18 protein-coding genes and 1 pseudogene are annotated in these 20,192 nt (G+C 62.5%); 7 read left to right on the top strand and 12 right to left on the bottom strand.

Annotation, left to right across the window (positions count from 1 at the left end):
• Nucleotides 1-44 precede the first annotated feature (44 nt).
• Nucleotides 45-1,430: an FAD-binding oxidoreductase gene (locus tag BRAD3257_RS26645; protein WP_122404344.1), complete on the bottom strand. Its 1,386-nt coding sequence runs from the start codon at nucleotides 1,428-1,430 to the stop codon at nucleotides 45-47.
• 451 nt (nucleotides 1,431-1,881) lie between these two features.
• Here BRAD3257_RS26645 and BRAD3257_RS40115 point away from each other — a divergent pair, with 451 nt between their 5' ends.
• Both BRAD3257_RS40115 and BRAD3257_RS26640 read left to right on the top strand, forming a co-directional pair.
• A complete protein-coding gene (locus BRAD3257_RS40115) occupies nucleotides 1,882-2,178 on the top strand; it encodes a hypothetical protein (protein ID WP_162500380.1) in 297 nt (98 codons plus the stop codon).
• Nucleotides 2,179-2,205: 27 nt separating this feature from the next.
• Nucleotides 2,206-2,424, top strand: a complete 219-nt coding sequence (locus BRAD3257_RS26640; protein ID WP_122404343.1) for a hypothetical protein — start codon at nucleotides 2,206-2,208, stop codon at nucleotides 2,422-2,424.
• Between the two features lie 35 nt (nucleotides 2,425-2,459).
• Here BRAD3257_RS26640 and BRAD3257_RS26635 read toward each other — a convergent pair whose 3' ends face one another.
• Nucleotides 2,460-3,443, bottom strand: coding sequence for a Spy/CpxP family protein refolding chaperone (locus BRAD3257_RS26635; RefSeq protein ID WP_244607690.1), 984 nt, complete (start codon nucleotides 3,441-3,443; stop codon nucleotides 2,460-2,462).
• A gap of 9 nt (nucleotides 3,444-3,452) precedes the next feature.
• Between BRAD3257_RS26635 and BRAD3257_RS41160 the strand changes: the two genes are divergently transcribed.
• Nucleotides 3,453-3,908 (top strand): hypothetical protein, encoded by a 456-nt coding sequence (locus BRAD3257_RS41160; protein ID WP_244607689.1) that lies wholly within the window; start codon nucleotides 3,453-3,455, stop codon nucleotides 3,906-3,908.
• A 125-nt stretch (nucleotides 3,909-4,033) separates the two neighbouring features.
• Complete coding sequence (locus BRAD3257_RS40110) at nucleotides 4,034-4,222, top strand: hypothetical protein (protein WP_162500378.1); 189 nt, start codon at nucleotides 4,034-4,036, stop codon at nucleotides 4,220-4,222.
• A 220-nt stretch (nucleotides 4,223-4,442) separates the two neighbouring features.
• Here the strand turns inward: BRAD3257_RS40110 and BRAD3257_RS26630 are convergent, their stop codons facing one another.
• From BRAD3257_RS26630 to BRAD3257_RS26585, 10 genes and pseudogenes are all read right to left on the bottom strand, one after another.
• Complete coding sequence (locus BRAD3257_RS26630) at nucleotides 4,443-5,630, bottom strand: 6-phosphofructokinase (protein WP_162500377.1); 1,188 nt, start codon at nucleotides 5,628-5,630, stop codon at nucleotides 4,443-4,445.
• Between the two features lie 90 nt (nucleotides 5,631-5,720).
• Nucleotides 5,721-6,866 (bottom strand): fructose-1,6-bisphosphatase, encoded by a 1,146-nt coding sequence (locus tag BRAD3257_RS26625; RefSeq protein WP_122406768.1) that lies wholly within the window; start codon nucleotides 6,864-6,866, stop codon nucleotides 5,721-5,723.
• 381 nt (nucleotides 6,867-7,247) lie between these two features.
• On the bottom strand, nucleotides 7,248-8,264 hold the full coding sequence (locus BRAD3257_RS26620; protein WP_122404340.1) for an ABC transporter substrate-binding protein: 1,017 nt from the start codon (nucleotides 8,262-8,264) through the stop codon (nucleotides 7,248-7,250).
• On the bottom strand, nucleotides 8,261-10,387 hold the full coding sequence (locus BRAD3257_RS26615; RefSeq protein WP_122404339.1) for an adenylate/guanylate cyclase domain-containing protein: 2,127 nt from the start codon (nucleotides 10,385-10,387) through the stop codon (nucleotides 8,261-8,263). The genes BRAD3257_RS26620 and BRAD3257_RS26615 overlap by 4 nt, the downstream gene beginning before the upstream one ends.
• A 446-nt stretch (nucleotides 10,388-10,833) precedes the next feature.
• On the bottom strand, nucleotides 10,834-11,934 hold the full coding sequence (locus BRAD3257_RS26610; protein WP_122401899.1) for an IS4 family transposase: 1,101 nt from the start codon (nucleotides 11,932-11,934) through the stop codon (nucleotides 10,834-10,836).
• A 55-nt stretch (nucleotides 11,935-11,989) separates the two neighbouring features.
• A pseudogene (locus tag BRAD3257_RS41155) lies at nucleotides 11,990-12,154 on the bottom strand (phenol degradation protein meta); the annotation flags it as partial.
• A gap of 371 nt (nucleotides 12,155-12,525) precedes the next feature.
• On the bottom strand, nucleotides 12,526-14,139 hold the full coding sequence (locus BRAD3257_RS26600) for an arylsulfatase (RefSeq protein WP_122404337.1): 1,614 nt from the start codon (nucleotides 14,137-14,139) through the stop codon (nucleotides 12,526-12,528).
• A gap of 15 nt (nucleotides 14,140-14,154) precedes the next feature.
• Complete coding sequence (locus BRAD3257_RS26595) at nucleotides 14,155-15,168, bottom strand: formylglycine-generating enzyme family protein (RefSeq protein ID WP_122404336.1); 1,014 nt, start codon at nucleotides 15,166-15,168, stop codon at nucleotides 14,155-14,157.
• 266 nt (nucleotides 15,169-15,434) lie between these two features.
• Nucleotides 15,435-16,649 carry an ornithine--oxo-acid transaminase gene (gene rocD / locus BRAD3257_RS26590; protein ID WP_122404335.1) on the bottom strand — a complete coding sequence of 405 codons (1,215 nt, stop codon included), beginning with the start codon at nucleotides 16,647-16,649 and terminating at the stop codon, nucleotides 15,435-15,437.
• A 226-nt stretch (nucleotides 16,650-16,875) separates the two neighbouring features.
• The gene (locus BRAD3257_RS26585) at nucleotides 16,876-18,096 is read right to left on the bottom strand and encodes a cytochrome P450 (RefSeq protein ID WP_122404334.1); all 1,221 of its coding nucleotides are present in this window, start codon (nucleotides 18,094-18,096) and stop codon (nucleotides 16,876-16,878) included.
• Between the two features lie 105 nt (nucleotides 18,097-18,201).
• Between BRAD3257_RS26585 and BRAD3257_RS26580 the strand changes: the two genes are divergently transcribed.
• The 3 genes from BRAD3257_RS26580 to BRAD3257_RS26570 all read left to right on the top strand — a co-directional run bounded on the left by BRAD3257_RS26580 (nucleotide 18,202) and on the right by BRAD3257_RS26570 (nucleotide 20,191).
• Nucleotides 18,202-18,744 (top strand): phosphonopyruvate decarboxylase, encoded by a 543-nt coding sequence (locus BRAD3257_RS26580; RefSeq protein ID WP_162500376.1) that lies wholly within the window; start codon nucleotides 18,202-18,204, stop codon nucleotides 18,742-18,744.
• Nucleotides 18,741-19,331 (top strand): thiamine pyrophosphate-dependent enzyme, encoded by a 591-nt coding sequence (locus tag BRAD3257_RS26575; protein ID WP_122404332.1) that lies wholly within the window; start codon nucleotides 18,741-18,743, stop codon nucleotides 19,329-19,331. Before BRAD3257_RS26580 ends, BRAD3257_RS26575 begins: the two co-directional genes overlap by 4 nt.
• Before the next feature lie 158 nt (nucleotides 19,332-19,489).
• Nucleotides 19,490-20,191: a TetR/AcrR family transcriptional regulator gene (locus tag BRAD3257_RS26570; protein WP_122404331.1), complete on the top strand. Its 702-nt coding sequence runs from the start codon at nucleotides 19,490-19,492 to the stop codon at nucleotides 20,189-20,191.
• The last annotated feature ends 1 nt before the right edge of the window (nucleotide 20,192 follow it).

Below are 20,192 nucleotides of genomic sequence, written 5' to 3'. Positions count from 1 at the left end.
ACACGTCATTAGGCGCGACCGATCCGTGTAGCAGGTGTGATCGTCTACGAGTGCAGCGGTCTGATGTTCTGGTTCATGTGGAAGAAGTTCGTCGGATCGTACTTGGTCTTCAAGGCGACGAGGCGGTCGTAGTTGTCACCGTAAGTAGCCCTAAGTCTGCTGTCGTCTCCATCCTCCATCATGAAATTCACATAGCCGCCGTCGGCCGAGTAAGGATGCACGGCCTCCCAATAGCCCTTGGTCCAGCGCGTGATTTCGCCTGCTTTTTGCGGATTGGGATCGATGCCGGCGATGACCATCGACCAGGTCGCGTCGCGCGTGTTCCAGGCGGTGTCGCTCTTGCCGACGCGGTGGACGGCGCCATCGATCGGATAGAGATGCATGAGCGACAGCGGGCTCGGTGCTTTCCGGGCCTGCTCGATATGGGCGTCAATTGCTTCGTCGGTCAGTTCTTTCACGAAATCGCCGCGCCAGTACCACTGCAGACCTTTCGGGAAGAACGGATCGAACATGGACTGGAGCGCCGGATAGGGCATCTCGCCCATCCAATTGAAGAGCGGCGGGGGCAGCTCACCGAGCAACCCCGCTATGATCGCCTTGCCGTCTTCTGCCGGACCATTATAGCACGCAATGATGGCGCAGGCATGCTTGCCCTGATGATCCGGCGGGAACGGGTCCATCGGCGGAACGGTCTTCAAGCCAACAAAGGCCCCGAGCTCCTCGGGAGCGCTGCGGAGGAAATCCCTGTACTTCTGCATCACGGTCCGGGCATTTTCGAGACTCCAGAAGATTGGACCGGCATATACCATCTTCACGGGATGAGCCTGGAACAGGAAGCTCGTCACGATGCCGAAATTGCCGCCGCCCCCGCGCAGGCCCCAATAAAGGTCGGCGTTCTCCGACTTGTTGGCGGTGACGATGCGTCCATCGGCGAGCACGACATCAGCCTCAAGGAGATTGTCGATGGTGAGGCCATACTTGCGGGTGAGGTATCCTGTGCCGCCGCCGAGCGTAAGGCCGGCGATCCCAGTGGTCGATACAATGCCGGCCGGCACGGCAAGCCCGTAGATATGCGTGGCGTGGTCGACATCGCCTTGCGAGCAGCCGGGACCGACGCGGACGGTACGAGCGCCGGGATCGACCCGCACGCCTTTCATCATCGACATGTCGATCATCAGTCCGTCTTCGACACTGCTGAGGCCCGGCCCATTGTGGCCGCCTCCGCGGATCGCGACCTGAAGATCATTGTCCCTTGCAAAATTGACCGCTGCGACGACATCAGCAACGTCGGCGCACCGTGCGATCATCATTGGACTCTTGTCGATCATTCCGTTGTAGAGGCTCCGCACGGCGTCGTAGTCGGCATCCATTCGCCTGATAACCGGGCCGCGCATATTGCCGATGAAGGTTTCGGTGGCCATGCTCTGCATGATGTCCTCCTATTCCACCCATGATCGGTCATTGGGTCGGAGGTTGCTCGCAGGGCTCCTCGAACGTTCTCCGCCCCTCATGAAAAGATAGATCAAGCGCAGCGCGATGGCTATCGCAAATCGACTACGCGTATGCGTCTATTCGGAGATCGAGATCTTCTCCAACGACTGGTGGGGCAAGCCGATGAACGAGGTGCTGCGCACCTGCATCGAACGGTAGAACGGACATTGGTTGGACTTGCTGCCCGCTCGACCCGGTCGCGAATGCCCCATCGCGAGCCAGAACACAGGCGAAGCAGCGAGCTGGTCGGAGTACCACCGATGATGATGCGGACCATCAGCTTTCAGGCAGAATAACATCATCCCGATGCCGCAGCCGCGCCACAGTCTGTGCCAGATCGGATGCGGTAATCAATGGCATCAACGATCAGCAGGCACGGCGGATGTACCCATGCCTGTTGATCTTGAATGGCCCCGACGTGCAACCGTCGGGGCCATTGTTGTAGTAAGCGTGACAAGGCCGGCAAGCTTTGCCGAGGGCACCGGCGTGATTTATTGCGGCGAAAGCCGCCAGGGACGATCCTACGATTCAATGCGCTGGGCCAAGCCAGTGTTGCGATTAAATTCGCTGGCGCGACCGATCGGTGAAAAGTCAGACGATTGCGCTATCATGGATTCACCGGCGAATCCCGGACTATCACTCGTCAATTCGATCTGCGAAGCTCTGACCACACAAATGCGCTTGTGAACAAGCAGGCGCGAAGGGAGGTTCGCAGTGGAGAAAGTGCGACGCTTGCGTGCGATGAGCTCTCTGTGCCGCCAACAGGCCGCGTACAACAGCATGAACAAGTGGAAGCTGCTCGCAAAAGCAGAATACTGGGATCATCTGGCTGATCTCGAGCTGTCTTCTCACTACCAACAATGCAACGCCATTGGCTCGAATGAGATCGAGCAGCCTCAAGCGATCACAAGCACGAATGATGCTGGGCGGTAGACGATTTCCGCATGAGATCAGAGCGCGACGCTGCCCTACGGGCCTGCGACCTGCTGCAGCGTGTTGAAGCGCGCCTTCTGCTCGCTGCTCAGCGTGGCGTAGAACTCGTCCAGCGCCGGTTCGACCAGCTTGGCGGCCGTCAGCATGGCCTCGAGCCGGCTCTGCATCGCCTCGAGCCGTCCGACCGGCGTCAGGGGCACATCGTTCGGACAGGCAGCCTGCAGGCCTTCAACTCCCTTCGCGGTCGCTTCGCTGAGGCGGTCGAGCGCGTCCTTCTGCTTGCCTGCGGGGTGAAGTACGGCCTCGATCCTCTGGATCGGCAATTGGGTCAGGCTGGACTTGGGATCACCGCAGGTCTCGCTACTCGCTTCCTGCTGCTGGGACGAGCGGTCGCCGACATTGGGGCCGAGCGCGTTGAAGCGCGCCTGCTGTTCGTCGCTGAGCGAGTTGTAGAAATTCTCCAGGGCCGGTCGCACGATCTTGACGGCTTCCAGCGTCGCGCTGATGCGGTTCATCATCGCGCGCAGGCGGCCGGGCGGAGTAAGTGCATAGGTCTCCGCGCAGGTATCCTTGAATACATCGGCAGCCTTGGCCGCTGCGGTCTTCAACTCGTCGAGCAGCGCGCGTTGCTCCGGCGTCGGCTGCACGGCTCGCGCGATATCGGCGAGCGGCCAGGCTGTGACGCCCCTGTCCGGCGTGCTGCACAATTGCTGGAGCGTTTGCGGACTCGCGCTGGCGCGCGACCGTGCGCGGTAGCCGCCGCCGGCTTGCGGATAGTCATACGGATTGGTGCTGGCATAGGCGGAATAGGGGCTGCCACTGCCCCAGAATACGGTATCGACGAAGTCGTCATAGGCGTAGGCCCAATAGCCGGGCTCGTAAGCATAGGACCAGAACGTGTAGTCAAAAATGTCGGAGTAAGCGTATGGCCAGAACACCGGGCCGAGCCACGCCACGAACACCGCGGGATGGCGGTGACGCCAGGCCTGCCGGGGAGCCCAGCCGCTCTCGCGGGTCACGAGCGCCGCTTGAGTCTGCGCAGTTGCCTGCTCGCGGAACCGCTCCGCGAACCGCCCGCGCTGGGCGGCCTCCACGGCGGCCGCAGCCGCCGGCGTCCGCCCGGCCGGAGCCTGGAGCCCAAGCCGCTGCTGGCGCGCCAGGTCACTCTGCTGGGCGCGCTGCTCACGTTCAAGCAAGCGGTTCTGCGTCTGGAGTGTCCGTTGCTGCTCGCGCAGCGCCCGCGCCCCTTCCGGCTTCTGCGACTGGAGTTGCTGCACGCGCTGCTGGAGGCGATCGATGCGGGCCTGACGCTCCGTCGTCTGGCGCGACAGCATCTCGCGCTGCCGCTGCTGCACCATTTGCTGGCGCTGCTGGATTTGCTGCTGGCGCTGTTGCGCGCGCTGTTCGATCTGATCGTGCCGCGACAGCCGCTCGCTCGCGGCGGGCGGTGCGCTGGGCCGCGACGGGGCGGCGATGTGCGGTGACGGCCGCGGTGCCATGGCCGGGCGTTGCGGTGCGGCCGGCGCCCGATGGAATTCAGGCCGCGGCGCTGCCACACGCGGGGCCGCTCGCGGCGGTGCAGCGAAGTGCGGGGCCGGGCGAGGTGGCGGTGAGGCCATATGCGGCGCCGGACGTGGCGCCATGGCCGGCGGATGGAATGCCGGCGCGGCGGGACGTGCCATGGCTGGCGGCGCCGCCGGACGTGACATGGCCGGTGGTGCTGCTGGCCGCGCTGCGGCTGGGCCGGGTGGCCCGCCCCTTCCATGTCCCTGGCCGGGTCCTTGGGCGAGCGCACTGATGCTCGCCGTCAGCATCGAGACACCAACTAAAGCAGCCGTCAGGCAAACGCCACGCGGAAGCATGATTGTCGCTCCCACTTCGTAATCGCCCACGACGTTCAACGCACAGCCGGCGGAATCGTTCGTTCTCGGCCACGACCGGCATTGCGATCTTCCGACGCAGGCTCTCGAGATTCTGCGTCAGGTGGTGGCGAGCCACTCCAGCGCCCAGTCGACGCGCTAGGACGCGCGGTTGAGAAAGATCGGCAGCCCCTGCTTGTTGGCGTAGATGGGGCGGTAGCGCTCCGTGTTGTAGCTGCTCGCAACGTCCAATTTGCGCGGACCGAGCTTGGCGTCAGGGATGGGCACGAGGTCGTAGCGGCCCTCGACCAGCGCCGACATGAGGCCGGTCTTGCTTTCCAGCATGGCATCGTAGGCCATGTTACCGAAAGTCAGGGCCACAAGCTTGTCGATGAAGTCCGGATCGCCCGATCGCAAATCGTAGGTGAGATCGGAGATGATCGTCTCCTCGCCGGTGCGCTGCTTGATCTCGTCGGCAAGCGATTCCGCCACGTTGGCCTTCTTGCGGTGACCGTAGGCGTCGGGCTCGCCGTATTCCCGCAGCTTGTAGCCTTCCCACTGAGCTCCCTCGCTGAGTACGATCAGCGCGTAGTTGCTTGGATTGGCGCGCTTGTCCTCGATGAGCAACCGGATCAGCTTGTCGAGGTCGACCTTATACTCCGGTATGACGCATCGTATCGAGGTCGCATACGCGGTGTAGAGTGCCGTAAATCCGGCATCGCGGCCAAAGACGCGGAAAATGCCAATTCGCTCATGCGAGCCGACTGTCGTGCGCTGCCGCTGGATGGCATCGCTGGCGCGGGTGATCGCGGTCGAGAAGCCGATGCAGTACTCGGTGTTGCGGACGTCATTATCCATCGTCTTCGGGATGGCGATGATCTTGACGCCGAGTTCGTTGAGCTTGGCCGCATAACTGAGTGTGTCGTCGCCGCCGATGGCGATCAGGTGTTCGATGCCGAGTCCCGAGAGGTTGGCGAGCACCCGGCTGGTGAGGTCCCACGTCTTTGTCGCGATGCCGCCGTTGGTGCTCAGCGAGACCGGAACATCATTGCCGACGAGATGATAGGGCAGCTTTTGTATTTTGGAGGGATTGACGCGGCTCGAGTGCAGCACGGTGCCGCCGCGCCGGTCGATGGTTCGAGTGTTTTCACGGTTCAGCGGGATGACGTAGTGGGACCTGCTGTTTGGGTCGTCGAGGTTCAGGTGCGTGAGCGCCTCCCAACCACGGCGCAGACCGACAACCTCGATGTCGTCCTCACTGCCGCGATAAGTCACGCTCTTGATGACTGCATTGAGGCCGGCGACGTCGCCGCCGCCCGTGAGAATGCCGATGCGTTTTTTGGTCATATCCACCTCCCGGATCGGCATGTCGTCATAGCGACTGCATCTGTCGATTGAACGGTGAACGACGCTCCAGCTTCTGATTGAAGACGGTCGCTACTCGGCCGCTTCCGGCTTGCGGTCGTCGCGCAGTCGAAAACGCTTCAGCAGTCCGGATACGGTGTCGCGGAAGCCGCCATATTCCAGTTCGGAATAGGGCAGCATGGCGGCGCCAGACCAACCTTGGCTGCGCATCTCGATGGCCTTGCGCTGGGCGCGCCGGCGGACCTCATCCCACGCCGGGTTGTCGAAGAAATCGGTGTAGGACTCGGCAAACCGGCCTTCCCTGTCGATCGAAAAGCCGACGCAAGAAACGATCGGCAGGCAGTACATGCCGGTAACGGGGGTGTTGAGTGGCACCGGCATGAGCGGCATCACATGCGAGCCGCGTGCATCGCCGCCCACGAAGTGCGCTTTGGCGAACGGCGAGATTATCTCCTCCGGAGCTGGAAAAATCCCCTGGTTCCTGACGATCGCGACTGGATCATCCTTGCCGGTGTACTTGCCTGCGATCGCGTGGAGGCGCTGTGCCGAAACGGCCGCGGCGACTTCGCCATGGGTTCGAGAAACGATGCGATCGATGCCAAAGCGCTCGTTGTCGCGAAGCAGGGCGGCAATGTGGTAGCTGTCGGCGGGCGCGTCGAGCTCGAGCAGGCTGTCGCCGGCTGTGTTGTCCATGTCGATGATATGGAAACGGAATCCCTGGATCATCGGAGGCAGCATCAACCCAGCGCAGTACATGGGGTCGGCAAAGGCGAGATAGAGCGGCAGGTTGTAGGCGCCGGGGCCGCATTTGTCGGCCGCGAACACCATAAAGGATTCCGCGGGTCGCAGGCCGGAGAGGCTGTGGTCGAAGCTGAGCTCGGCGACGCCTGGGCCGGCGCCGCGAATGTTCCCGGAAGGCGCGTCGGCGAGAAGATCCTGGCCAGCACCGTAGAGCCCGGAGGTCTTCGCGACCGAGGTGGCCGCCAGGAACGTCTTCCAGGCGAGTTGATGGACCTCGGAGCTTCCTTCACCCCGCGTGTGCGTCATGATGATCGCAATGTCATCGCCGGTGTGGCAGATGAAGCCGTCGATCAGCAGACCATTGCAGATCGCCTTGGCAACCTCGCCCTCGACAGTCGCGATCATGCGTGAAGACGGTTTCGTGTGCCCGCCAATGGAGCCAACGTCAGCTTTGATGACTGAAAGAGTGAGTCTCATGAGCATTACTCCGATCCGCGCAGCTCTGCGCCTCCGGCCTCGGCGCTTGCTGCGCCGGGCACGGCGCTGCTCATTCGCGGACAAAAACGTCCGTCGCTCCGATAGGTTCCACGCACCCCGTTCGTCCGGTTGCCGGGATCACGCACAGTCTTGCCTTAGGACCATGCGTCACTATTGCTGCGCTGCACGAGTCCGGTTCTGGCCGGACCGCTAACTCGTGGTTGGCCGCCGCCGGCATGCGATCTTCCGACACAGCCTCAAGAGAAATCCTGCGTTAGGGTGGCGGCGAGCCGCTCCAGCGCCCAGTCGATTTGATCGCTGGTGATCACTGGCGCCTCCTGCCGCAACAGCGAGCCGGCCGGCTGGACTGGCGGATGAGGCTCATTTGATCTCGGCCAGATAAAGGCTGGGGTCGAAATAGTCGGCCGCGGGGACTGGATTGGGGATACGGCCCTCTGCAATGAAGAAGTCGCTGACTTGCTGGAGCCATTTGACCACGGTCCCATCCGTGTAGAGCCGTTTCCATTCTCTCGACGTGAACATCTTCTCGGCCTTGAAAGCCTCGCTGACGTCCGAGAGCTTCGCCTGGCTGTAGTGATTGTCATGCAGCGTCTGAGCCGCCGGCCCGGGATTGCGCACCATGTAGTCGTTGGCTTCCGCCCAGGCGCGGATGATCCGGACCAGCACCTCCTTGTTGTCCGCGTAATAGTCTGGTCTCGCTACCCATCCGCCGAGGACGGCGGATTGGGGATAGAAGGCGGAGGCGTCTACCAGCTTGATGGCGTCCGGTATTTCCTCGCGGACCGTGATGTTGAATGGCACCCAGAGCGCTACGGCCGGCACCTCGCCGGACATGAAGGCCCGCACCGCGCCGGACATGTTGCGATCGACGATCTCGACTTGCGACGGATCCACGTTGTTGGCGCGGAGCGCCCGGTCCAGGAAGATGTGCGCCGTGGTCCTGGTCGTCGTCGCGATCCGCTTTCCCTTGAGATCGGCGAACGTGCTGACGCCGAGGGCTGGCCTCACCCAGAGCTGAGCCGTTGCGACCTCGATATCGTTCATGACGAAGGCGCGTCCCCGCCCGAGTGCGAGATAATTGGAGATCACGCCGCCGGCGGACAGCACGTCCAACCGACCGTCAGCCATGGCCTCGAAAACCTCCGGCCCCGTGTTGAACTCATGCAGCTCGAAATCGAGGCCTTGCTTGTCGAAGGAGCCACGATCCAGCCCGGTCCAGATATGCCCGTCGACCGCGACCACGTGAAGGTAGCCCAGCCGCAACTTCGTTCTGGCTTGCGCCACCGATGGCGCAGCGAGCATCGAGCCGATCGCGACACCTGCCGCGCGCTTCAGAACCTGCCGCCGATCGAGGCGTTGTGACAGGGCAGCGCTCATGTGTGATGCCTCCCCGCCTGACGGGGCAGCGGAATGACATCAGCCGAGCGGAGACGCTCCGCATGAAGCTGAGCGACGCGATCTTCGGGATGGTTCGACAGAAACTCCGACACCATACCGAGAGCGGCCGCGTCATCGCGGCGTTCGACAATGGCGTAGACGGCATCCCATCGCCGGCAGAACTCCAGTTCGGAGCTGATATCGCCCGTCCGCTCGCATCGGAGCTCAAATAGCGGAAAGGATTCCGCGAATCCCTTCGGCTGAATGCGATCGACGCAGCGGAAGACGAAGTGAGTTTCCGCGCGATCTTTCACGGCCGCGGAAACCAGCACGCGCGTGCCGTAGCTCTTGTTCAGCCCCTCGAGCCGCGAGGCCAGGTTGATCGTGGCACCGAGAGCCGTGTAGTTCATTCGATCGGCCGAGCCGACGTTTCCGACGACGGCGTCGCCCGAATGCAGGCCAAAGCGCGTGGCGAAGGGCGGCCAGCCCTCCGCTTCGAACGTCGCGTTCAACTGCTCGTTCCTGCGCAAACACGCGAGCACGGCCCGGCAAGCGTTGACGGCGTGCTCTGCATCATCAGCCGGTGCATTCCAAAATGCCATGACGGCGTCGCCAATGAATTTGTCGACCGTGCCCTGGTTGGCCATGATGACTTCCGACAGGGCCGCAAAATATCGCGAGGTATAGATCATGACCTGCGACGGATCCGCCTTCTCGGTCTTCGCAGTGAAATCGGCCACGTCGGTGAACAAGACGGTGATCTCGCGCCGCGTGCCGCCGAGCGCGAGCGATGCGCCGGATTCGATCAGTTGGCGCACGATCTGCTTTGGTACGAAGCTCGAAAAATTGCGGATCACGGTGCGCATGGTGAAGACCGAACGGGCCAGGTCGTCGATCTCCTGGATCATCGAGCGAAGCTTCGGGCGCTCCGTGAGCTGGAAATGCTGGATCTCGTCGGTCTGCCGGGCGAGTTCGCGCAACGATCGCGCCAGCAGCGAACCGATCCAGAATGCCAGCGGCACCATGGCGGCGACGAACCCAAGCGCCGTGACGAACAGGGTGCGACGTTCGGCGATGATCTCGGCGAAGAACTCGTCCAGCGGGGCGACCACGGCGAGCCTGACATTGGCTGCACCCGCGCTCTCGACCTTCTGGAACGCCGCAACGTAGGTCCGTCCCGCCTTGTCCGACAGGAACTGGTGAGCGTGCCCACCTGCCTCTGCCGCCCGCACCGCCTGGGAGAGGCCCCCAAGATTTGTCGCCTCGATCTTCGGCAGCTCGTCTCCGCGACCTCGGAAATCCGTCATCAGCTTGCTCATCTCCGGATGGGCCACGATCCGTCCGTCATCGTTGAACAGGAAGGCCGTTCCGGAGCCGAGCTGCTGCCGCCGGAGGAGCGCCTCGGACTGGCTGAGCAGGATGTCGCCCGCGACGACACCGCGCCGTCCCTCCTTCAGCGGAATGCGCAGCGTGTAGCCGGGAAGCCCTGTCGCGAAAAACACGTAAGGGCCGGTGAGAAGAGTGCCTTCCCTCCTGAAAGCGTCGGTATACCAACGCCGCTGCCGCGGATCGTAATCGCCTGGCCCCGGCTTCTCTTCGAGTGGGATGAGGTTGTCCGACAGGAGCATCGTGGTGGCAGGGTGAGCCGCCGGGCCGGTCCGGGAAATCGCAACGAGGCGGAATGTCGCGTCCTCCGGGGCGTTCAGGCTCGACCGGAAGGCGGGGCCAGCGCGATCGATCATGTCCATCTCGAGGAACGAGCCGTCTTCGTAGCCGACATAGAGGTTGAACAGCGGCTCGTTGTTGCGCAGCATTGCCGCCATCAGGCCATAGAGCTTCGTGTTGTCGTCGATGTCCGCGGACTGGACTGAGGGAAGTCCGCCCAGGATATCGAGGCAATCGCGAACATTCTTGAACTGCGAGTCGATCCGGTCCGCCCCGAGCTGTGCGACCTTATCGATGAAGGTGCCGGCTGCGCTCCGGGTGATGTCGGTGACGCGCGCGAAGCTCAAATAGACGAGCGTCAGCCCGACCAGCAGCACGACCGCAATGAACACGGTGATGATCGACGTCCGGAAGCCGACGCGAAGGGAACGCTGACCGTTGGAGACGCTTGCGCTCATTGAAGGTGCCTTGCTGTTGCTCTCCCACTGGTATTTCCGGACGATCGGCTTGGCCGACGTCGTGTCCGGCGTCAGCGAGATCGCGAACGTCAGCCAAGTGTTCCAGCCCTGCGGTCTGTTCTAGGCCGGCAAAGACGTAGCTTGGACCGACAGAGCAAGATCGGCCTTACCGCTGATGCCGACATCCAGACTGCCGCCGCGGGGAAACTGTGCTCCTGGCGCCGCCGAAACGTCGGTGTGATAGTAGATCGTGGCCCAGGCCCAACCGCATAGGCGTTAAGGTAGCGCGAGCATCGATTGATACGGACGTTTTCGAGGAGGCTCGCGCAGGTGCCGCCCAAGCGCTCGCTTTCTGCGGCGAAAGCAACGGATGGTTGGTTGTGGAATGATCGCTTGTAGCAAGGATGCAACGAGTTGTTGCAAAACACGCCAAGCGCCAGGTGCCGTCAGGCGGCCTGCGTCCAGCGGGGAGAGTCCTCGAAGTCGCGGGCAAGCGGCTCGAGCAGCAGGATGATCAAGAGGTGTGCCAGCAAGTAGGGCTTGGCGGAGCGCGGATCGGTTCCAGGTGGCGTCTTGAGACCAATCAGACTCTTCAGTCGCTTGAAGCCAAGTTCGATGCGCCATCGCAGTCGATAGAGCGCGAGTACATCCTTGGTGGAGAACTCGTCCCGCGCGAGCGACGTGACCAGAATGACCCAATCCGCGGCTTCCAGAGTTTCTTTGGAGATGACGCGGTTTTCGTCTTGTGCGTCGCGCCGGGCTTTACGGCGCGAAGCCGCGACTGCACCGGCGGGCTTCTTGACTGCGACCAGACGCATAGCCAGAGGCGCACCGTCCTTGCGTTTGATCCAAATCCTCCGATCGATCAGTCCGTGCGCCTTCGCCGCACGCAATTGGGCCATCAGATCGAACGGAAGGCCTTTGGCATCAAGCCAACGTGCGTTCTTCCAGCCCGCTCGGATCAAAACGTCTGCCCCGGCGTCGCGCACAGCGGCGATGCGGTCAGGTTGTAGATAAGCGCGGTCAGCAATGCGGATCTCGTTCTTGACCACCGGTATCCGGTCAAACGTTTCGCCTTCTTGCTGATCTGTCAGCTCGAAGTGACCAAAGCGCTCATATGGCAGATCGAATGCACTATGAACGCGCCAAAGCTCACTGTTCCTGCGCGCAGCCGGTCCTGCCTGAGGCACTGTCGTCGCATCGATAATGCGGATCAGGCGGCCTCGGCTCGCTTTCGGGGCTGCCGCAGCGAGCAAGCCCTCCACCAGCACTGCAAACCAATCGCCACATTGACGCAGGCGATAGAACAACGCCACGCTGCTGAGGTCGGCAAGGCCAACAGAAGCGGCCCACGCGGCTGTCGATCTCAACCCTCTTTCACCCAGACAATAGGCCAGCATCAGCCGAAGTAACGACACCGCATCTGGAATTTGGCGCCGCCGCACGAAAGCCTTCGTCTGGCGCGCACTTATTTCAAGCTGCGCAGCCCCGCCGAGCTGCGTAACCACTCTCGTCCAGTCCTCGTTCAGAAGCGATTCGTCTGCCATCCCGCCTTGGAATCACGTGTGATTCCAACACTCAAGAACAAACTTAACGCCTATGGGCCCAACCGGGGGTGCCGGGTGCTGCAGCGAGGCTCCCAAAGGTTCCGGGCAGCCAGAAGCTGATGCCGCCTTCGTCGGCCGAAGCGGGAGGCCGACTGGCGAGCAGCGCAAAAGCGCACAGACAGCCGAGCGCGATTAGTTTTCCTTTTTGACTCCTTGTCATGCCTGTCCCCTCCGATAGCTCGCTTCTTCTGACGCGATGAGATCCGTCTGAGTCGCGGCCGTTATGATGGGCCTCCTTGCCTCGCAGACAAAAGCTGGCTGTAGCGTATCGACCGATGACACCGGTTCCGGCAGCCGCCACATGAACAGGCGGAAGGTCACCTTGTTCGGCGTCACGTCAATGATCGAGAAGCCGTTCTTCTCGGTATCACGTCGGGGTCAATGTTGTTTCGCTCATCGAGTCCTCCATCCGCAATAAATTTCACATCGCTTTCGGCTCAATCGCGTGCCATGGCGCGCGAGGCCGTAGCTCCGAGTTCCGAGCCGCCACGGGTTACGGCCGCAAATTGACGTAGCTCGGCGGAGTTCAAGTCAGCGCTTGCCGCTGCTGCCCTCCTGTAGCTTTGCGAGCACCTGATCGAGCGAAAAGCTGCCTGGCTTCTGCCGCGGCGGAAACTCGACATATGATTTCAGGTGCTGGGCAACCACGTCCTGCGCGGGGACAAGGGCAAAAGCACGTTCGAGCCGCCAGGTGACATATTCGCCCGAATCGAACTGAGCCCGCTCGAAAGGATCCGCGCGAAGGTCCGTGAGTTTGGGGAGCCGAAGCGGTACCAGCGGATCCTGCCACACATCGATTCCGTTCGCTCGCTGCTCCAGAAACAGGAGCTTCCAGCGGTCATAGCGAAGAGCGGCAAGGTTGCCGTCATCGGTCCAATAGAAGAACTCCTTACGCTTGGTTGGCCCGCTACCGGCCAGCAGAGCACGCTGATCATAGCCGTCCAGGTGGACCTTGAAGTTCTTGCCGGCAGCTTGGTACCCGGCGAGCAGCTTCTCCTTCACGTTCGGCTCACCCGCAGCAGCTACCAACGTCGGAACCCAGTCTTCATGGGACATGAGTTCGTTGATTTCAGTCCCAGGTTTGACAACGCCGGGCCAGCGGATCATGCCGGGAACGCGGTAGCCGCCCTCCCAGCTCGCGTTCTTTTCCCCGTGAAACGGAGTCGTGCCGCCGTCCGGCCACGAGAAGACTTCGGCACCATTGTCGGTCGTATAAAGTACGATCGTGTTGTCGGCGATGCCAAGATCTTCGAGCTGCTTGAGCAACTGACCGACCATGCCGTCGTGCTCGACCATCCCGTCAGCCTCAAGTCCCAAACTGGTCTTGCCACTGGACGACGGCTTGAGGTGGGTGAACACGTGCATGCGCGTCGAATTGAACCAGCATAGGAAGGGTTTGTTGGCCTGGCTGTTCTTCTCAATGAATGCCATCGCGGCGGACAAGAACTCCTCATCCACCGTCTCTTGGCGTTTTTTGGTGAGCCGACCGGTGTCTTCGATCTTCTGCTTGCCGACCCGGCCAAACCGCGGATCTTCAGTCGGGTCATCCGCGTCCGTCGCGTATGTGTGGAGAACGCCGCGCGGACCATACTTGGCGAGAAACGCCGGGTCCTTGGGATAGTCTGGGTTCTCCGGCTCGTCTTCAGCGTTCAGGTGGTAAAGGTTGCCGAAGAACTCGTCGAAGCCGTGTACCGTGGGCAGAAATTCGTTGCGATCACCGACGTGGTTCTTGCCGAACTGTCCGGTCGCATAGCCGAGCGGCTTAAGCAATTCGGCAAGCGTCGGGTCTTTTTCTGAGAGCCCCTCCTTGGCGGCGGGAAGGCCAACTTTGAGCAGTCCTGTTCGGAAGCAACTTTGCCCCGTGAGGAACGCAGCGCGACCCGCCGTGCATGATTGCTGAGCATACAGATCAGTAAAGATCGCTCCTTCTCTCGCAATGCGATCAATGTTGGGTGTGCGATAACCCATCATGCCGCGGCTATAGGCACTGATATTCCAGTAGCCGATGTCGTCGCCGAAGATGACGAGAATATTCGGCTTGCTGCCCGAAGGTGCAGCGGCAGGTGCCGGCGAAGGCGCGGCCTTCTGCGCCTGCGCCAGTGCGTCGGAGGCAAGAGTTGCCGCGACCAGGGCAGTTCCACTCAAAGCACCGTGCGGCGATCAAGCGAGTCTCGCTTTGACTTCGAGGCCATCGTCAACTCCCATTTTTCTGACTACGCATCTGAATCCGACGTGACTTGTTGATGTATCGACCGGTTCGGCATGGCGGGCCGCGGGCCGGTAGCGGCGGCAATAGTTCGGCGCGCAAAGATGCGAGCCGCCCTTCAAGACCTTGCGCGGGATTTTTACGTTGGGCAGGGTCGGGTCGTAGCTCGCATTTTCCTGCCCCGAGCGCGGATTGCGTGGAATGCAACAGGCTTTTTGCGCAACGGCCTCATGCCGGGCCGACCACCAATCCGAGGTCCACTCCCAGACGTTGCCGATCATGTCGTAAACGCCGTAGCCGTTCGGCGTAAACGCGTTCACCGGCGATGTGCGCTCAAAGCCGTCCTCGCAGAGATTTTGGACCGGGAAGTTTCCCTGCCAGACATTCGCCATGTGTCTGCCGCCTGGCGCGAGCGCATCGCCCCAGGCAAATTCCTTGCCTTCCAGCCCGCCGCGCGCGGCGAACTCCCACTCGGCCTCGGTCGGCAGATCCTTGCCTGCCCATATCGCGTAAGCGAGCGCATCTGCATAGGAGACGTGGACGACGGGATGATCGTCCAATTCCCTAAGATTGCTCTTGGGGCCGTAGGGATGGCGCCAGTTGGCGCCCTTCATGAAGCTCCACCACTGGCTCCAATCCCTGGAGTCGGTGATGCGCTGCGGTGGCGAGAATACCAGCGAGCCAGCGTAGAGCATCTTCTTCAGCGCACCGGGATAGTCCTTGGGATTCGGCACCGTCTGGGCCGTGGTCACGTAACCGGTCGCGTTGACGAATTCCTTGAACTGTCGATTTGTCACCGGCGTGCGGTCGATCCAGAAGCCGTCGACCGTGACGCGATGGCTGGGCGCCTCCTCCGGATAATGATGATCCGAGCCCATGCGGAACGTGCCGCCGGGAACCCACGCCAGGTCCTCGGTTGCGACATCATCTCCCTGCCGCTTGTTATGTTCGAGAGCTTTCCGGAGCATCTCAAGGCGCCCGAGCGCGTGAGGAGCCGACCCCGGTGCAAATTCGTGCGCCAAACGGAGGCTGGATTGATCTAGATCAAAGTTTCGAATGCATCAGAGTTTGCCCTCTCGATTGAGAGAAAGAGGACGAGGCGAAGAATCCGCTCCTAGCCATCGCGTCGTTCCGCCTCTGTGCGGGATTCAATCGCTACCAGGGCGTAACGGACATTTGGCAAGCCTACTGCTATCGGCCGCCGCCGCCCTGCGATCTTCCGACGCAGGCAGGTTCAAGAGAAATCCTGCGTCAGGGTGGTGGCGAGCCGTTCCAGCGCCCAATCGACCTGGTCGCTTGTGATCACCAGCGGCGGAGCGATGCGGATCGTTTGCTCATGAGTATCCTTGGCGAGGATGCCTTTGCTCTGAAGCGCCTCGCAGTAGCGGCGGGCGCGGCCGGCCTCGGGATGCAGCTCGACCGCCAGCATCAGGCCGCGCCCGCGCACCTCGCGAATCGTATTGGCACGAATGTCTTTCAGGCCTTCGAGAAAGCGCGCGCCCTGCTTGGCCGCGTTCTCGACCATGCCTTCCTCGACCAGCACGCGCAGCGCCGCGCGCGCCACTGCGCAGGCAAGCGGGTTGCCGCCGAACGTCGAGCCATGCTGCCCGGGTCTCAAGGTCCCGAGCACGTCGTTGTTCGAGAGCACGGCCGAGACCGGGTAGAAGCCGCCGGACAGCGCCTTGCCGAGCAGCGTCACGTCCGCCTCTATGCCCTCGTGCTGTTCAGCGAGCAGCTTGCCGGTGCGGCCGAGCCCGGTCTGGATCTCGTCGAGCACCAGCATCACGTTATTGGCGGTGCAGAGCTGGCGCACCTTCGTGAAATAGCCGGCTGGAGGAATGATGACACCGGCTTCGCCCTGGATCGGCTCGACCAGGAAGGCGACCGTATTTGGCGTGATTGCCTGCTCCAGCGCCGCGGCGTCGCCGAACGGGATGATCTTGAAGCCCGGCGCGAACGGCCCGAAATGTGCGCGGGTCTCGGGATCGGTCGAAAAGCCGACAATGGCCAGCGTGCGCCCGTGAAAATTGTTGGCGCAGACGATGATCTCGGCCTGGCCGTCCGGCACGCCCTTGACCTCATAGCCCCATTTGCGCACCGACTTGATCGCGCTTTCGACTGCCTCCGCGCCGCTGTTCATCGGCAGCACCTTGTGGGATCCGGTGAGTGCCGCGATCTCCTCGTAGAACAGGGCGAGCTGGTCGTTGTGGAAGGCCCGCGAGGTGAGCGTCAGCCGGCGCGCCTGTTCGACCATGGCGGCCAGGATCTTGGGGTGGCAGTGGCCCTGGCTGACCGCCGAATAGGCCGACAGGCAATCGAGATAACGGTTGCCTTCGGTATCCCAGACCCAGACACCTTCGCCGCGCGACAGAACGACCCCGATCGGCTCGTAATTGCGGGCCCCAAAGCGTGCTTCCGTTGCGATGAAATCAATGACCGACGAGCTCATTTGTCGTCACTCCATTGCCGCGCACGGGGCGTCAACCGACGGCACCAGCGGCCTTCAGCTTGATTTGGGTATCAACCTGCCGCCTTGGAAGCCTGCATTCACCAATGGCGTGGTGCGGCCCGATTTATCCTTGATGTCAGATAGTTCTGCCGAACCGCAGGGCCTCGTCCGTCGACCCGGCCTCTACTGTGCATGGGGTTGTTTTCGCAATTTTTGTTTTGAGGCTTCATCCGATCGAGCAGGGCACGCTCGAGAACCCACGAAACCGCACCCGTCCGCCCCGCACCGGCTGGCCGCTGACGGCATAGTTCGGGAAGCGCGCCAGGAAGCGCCAGATCGCGATCGCCCCTTCCAGCCGCGCCAGCGCCATGCCGGCGCATTGATGTGCGCCTGTGGCGAAGGCGAGGTGCCGGTTCGGCGTGCGCGCGATGTCGAAACGTTCAGGATCGGGAAACTGCGCGGGATCCCGGTTGGCTGCCCCGATGCACAGCGTCACCGATGTGCCCGCCTCGAGCATGACGCCGCCGAGCTCGACCTTCTCCGTGGTCATGCGGTTGCCGAGCTGGTTCGAGCTCTCGTAGCGCAGCATCTCCTCGACCGCGGTCTTGATCAGGTCGGGGTTCTCGATCAGCCGCTGCTTCTGGTCGGGATGGCGGTCCAGCGCGACGAGGCCATTGCCGATCAGATTGGTGGTGGTCTCGTGGCCGGCATTGAGCAGGAAGATGCAATTGTGCAGCAGCTCCTTCTCGGTCAGCCGCTCGCCGTTCTCCTCCCCCTGAATGAGTCGCGTCAGCACGTCGCGCTCGGGATTGCCTGGCTTTGCACGCCGCCGCGCGACCAGCGTTTCGAGATAGGCAAGGAAGTCCGTCACCGCCTTGTTGCCGCGCGCAGCCAGGTCAGGCGACACCACGGGTTCGAGCGCGCCGAGGATCGCCAGCGACCAATCGCGCAGCGGCCCGCGTTCGCCATGGGGAACGTCGAGCAGATTGCCAATCACCTCGATCGGAATCGAAGCGGCGAAATCCTCGATCAACTCGCAATCGCCCTTGGCCGCGATGGCATCGAGCAGACTGTCGACGAGCTTGATAAGATCGCTCTCCATCCCCGCGATCGCGCGTGGCGACAGTGCGCCCATGATCAGGCGGCGCACCCGGGTATGAGCGGGCGGGTCGTTGAAGACCAGGCTGGTGGTGTGGTGCTCGTAGAGCGGGGTGTCGCCGTATTTCGGCGCGAACTCGCGCTTCTTGTCCGAGCTGAACGACTTCGTGTTCTTGTAGGTGGTGACGAGATCGTCATAGCGGGTCAGGAACACCGTGCCGTTCGGCAGGCGCTTGACCGGCTCGTTCTCCCGCAGTGCACGATAAGTCGGATAGGGGTTGTCGTAGAATTCCGGCGTCAGCTTCTCGAGGTCGAAGCTTGCCGCCAGCGCCTTCGCATCTGCGTTCATCCCGTTATACTCGCCGGTTAAAGCCGTTATGCCGTTTTTGTTGTTCTGGTCGGCGCGCGCATGCGCCTACAGTCTTTGCACCTTGCTAGCCGACCGGACGGGAAAATGCACGCACGCGCTGACGCTGCCGACACGGCGCCGAACTGGCCCGACGATATCTTCGCGACCTTGCAACGCTTCGACGTGCGACAGGTGCCTTACGTGCCTGACGCCGGTCATTCGAAGCTGATCCAGCGCGTGCTGGATTCCTCCACCATGCGCGGCATTCCGCTGACGACCGAGGAGGAAGGCGTGGCGCTGCTCGCCGGCGCGTGGGCCGGCGGACAGCGTGGCGTGCTGCTGATGCAATCGAGCGGCGTCGGCAATTGCATCAACATGCTTTCGCTGATCCCGATCCTGCGCTTTCCGTTCCTCACGCTGGTGACCATGCGTGGCGAGTGGGGCGAGTTCAATCCCTGGCAGGTGCCCATGGGTTCGACCACGCAAGGCGTGTTCGAGCTCTCCGGCGTCCAGGTATTGCGCGCCTCGCACGCAGCCGAGGTGCCGGCGGTGTTAGAGGCCGCCGCAGCCCAGGCCTACAACGCGCTTACGCCCACCGCCGTCCTTCTGTCGCAGCGCCTGATCGGCGCCAAGGTTTTCACCAAATGAGCAAGGCCAATCTCCTCGACCGCCGACAGGTGGTCTCCACCCTGCTTGCGAACCGCAAAGACGTCGTTGCGATCGGCGGCCTCGGTGCCTCCACCAACGACATGTGCGCGGCCGGCGACCATGCCCGCAACTTCTATCTCTGGGGCGGCATGGGCGGTGCGGCGATGATCGGGCTGGGTCTGGCGCTAGCGCAGCCGAAACTGCCGGTGCTGGTCATCACCGGCGACGGCGAGATGCTGATGGGCTTGGGCAGCCTCGCCACCATCGGGCTGCAGAAGCCCGCCAATCTCTCGATCGCCGTGCTCGACAACGAGGCCTATGGCGAGACCGGCGGCCAGACCAGCCACACCTCGGCTGCCGCCGACCTCGTCGGCGTCGCCCGGGCCTGCGGCATCGATGACAGCCGGGCCGTCACGACCATGGCGGAGGTCGAGGCCTTCGCCAAAGCCATCCATGAGGTGTCGGGGGGCCCGCGATTTGCCAATGTGAAGATCGATAGCGCCAATCTGGAGCGAATTCTGCCGACCCGGGACGGGACCTACGTCGTCAATCGGATCCGCGCCGACCTGGGCTTCCAGCCGATTTAGGCGGTCCGCCCCATCCTTTGCATCCTCTGCATCCTTTGGCATCTGTCCTGCACGCGTGCCGTGCAGGCTGGATATTCTCCACTAGCTTCACACCGCATGCAGGTTGCGATGCAACATAGTGCTTGACTTCTGCGTGGGTGAGTGCTTACTCACCCAGCATGAGCTCATTGCGTATGACGAGCGACCTGAGGCGTCAATTGATCCTCGGCGCCGCAAAGCGCTGCTTTGCCCGACACGGCTATAACGGCACCACGACGAAGAGCGTGGCGGCCGCCGCTGCCATTTCCGAGGCGTTGCTGTTCAAGCATTTCCCGTCCAAGGCGGCGCTCTACGCCGAAATCCTCAGCGACGAATGCGAGGCGGATCCGGCTTTGATCGAGCTGCTCGAGCGGGAGCCGTCGACCGCCACCCTCGTCGAAGTGATCCGTGGCATGGTCGAGCATTTCCTCGAGATCGTCGAGGGGCCGGACCAGGAAGAGGCGCAGCGCCTGCGACTGATGGCCACGAGTCATTTGGATGATGGCGAATTCGCCCGTCTGCTATATGCCAAGATCGAGAAGCTGATCGGGGCTGTCTTCGTCGCCTCGCTCGAGCGTGCGGTCGCCAGCGGTGACGCGCGGCCATTCAGCGGCGATCCGCTCAACCTGTTCTGGTTTGCACATCACACGGTGATGACGGCTGCGCTGACCAGGCTGCCGGCCACGCCTTGCCTCGCGTACGGCAAGGCTGGCGACCTCGAGCGGCAGCTCTGTGAGTTTCTCCTGAGGGGTATCGGACTTAACGACGCCGCAATTGCTTCGCATCTGGGCCGCAATCAGGCCGCAGGTGCTGGCAAGGCCGCGATTGCAGAAAGTGCATGAC

This window comes from Bradyrhizobium vignae, assembly GCF_900324035.1.
GTDB classification, from domain to species: Bacteria; Pseudomonadota; Alphaproteobacteria; order Rhizobiales; family Xanthobacteraceae; genus Bradyrhizobium; species Bradyrhizobium vignae.
Note: the sequence above shows the minus strand (reverse complement) of the source record. Positions and strands in the feature narration are given on the sequence as shown.

What these genes read in the sequence shown, in the direction of transcription:
- BRAD3257_RS26585 (WP_122404334.1), bottom strand. Translation starts at nt 18,096, where the DNA reads ATGAACGCAGATGCGAAGGCGCTGGCGGCAAGCTTCGACCTCGAGAAG.
- BRAD3257_RS26595 (WP_122404336.1), bottom strand. Translation starts at nt 15,168, where the DNA reads ATGCTCCGGAAAGCTCTCGAACATAACAAGCGGCAGGGAGATGATGTC.
- BRAD3257_RS26575 (WP_122404332.1), top strand. Translation starts at nt 18,741, where the DNA reads ATGAGCAAGGCCAATCTCCTCGACCGCCGACAGGTGGTCTCCACCCTG.
- BRAD3257_RS26580 (WP_162500376.1), top strand. Translation starts at nt 18,202, where the DNA reads ATGCACGCACGCGCTGACGCTGCCGACACGGCGCCGAACTGGCCCGAC.
- BRAD3257_RS26625 (WP_122406768.1), bottom strand. Translation starts at nt 6,866, where the DNA reads ATGAGACTCACTCTTTCAGTCATCAAAGCTGACGTTGGCTCCATTGGC.
- BRAD3257_RS40115 (WP_162500380.1), top strand. Translation starts at nt 1,882, where the DNA reads ATGCCTGTTGATCTTGAATGGCCCCGACGTGCAACCGTCGGGGCCATT.
- BRAD3257_RS26570 (WP_122404331.1), top strand. Translation starts at nt 19,490, where the DNA reads ATGAGCTCATTGCGTATGACGAGCGACCTGAGGCGTCAATTGATCCTC.
- rocD (WP_122404335.1), bottom strand. Translation starts at nt 16,649, where the DNA reads ATGAGCTCGTCGGTCATTGATTTCATCGCAACGGAAGCACGCTTTGGG.
- BRAD3257_RS26630 (WP_162500377.1), bottom strand. Translation starts at nt 5,630, where the DNA reads ATGACCAAAAAACGCATCGGCATTCTCACGGGCGGCGGCGACGTCGCC.
- BRAD3257_RS26645 (WP_122404344.1), bottom strand. Translation starts at nt 1,430, where the DNA reads ATGCAGAGCATGGCCACCGAAACCTTCATCGGCAATATGCGCGGCCCG.
- BRAD3257_RS26610 (WP_122401899.1), bottom strand. Translation starts at nt 11,934, where the DNA reads ATGGCAGACGAATCGCTTCTGAACGAGGACTGGACGAGAGTGGTTACG.
- BRAD3257_RS26615 (WP_122404339.1), bottom strand. Translation starts at nt 10,387, where the DNA reads ATGAGCGCAAGCGTCTCCAACGGTCAGCGTTCCCTTCGCGTCGGCTTC.
- BRAD3257_RS26620 (WP_122404340.1), bottom strand. Translation starts at nt 8,264, where the DNA reads ATGAGCGCTGCCCTGTCACAACGCCTCGATCGGCGGCAGGTTCTGAAG.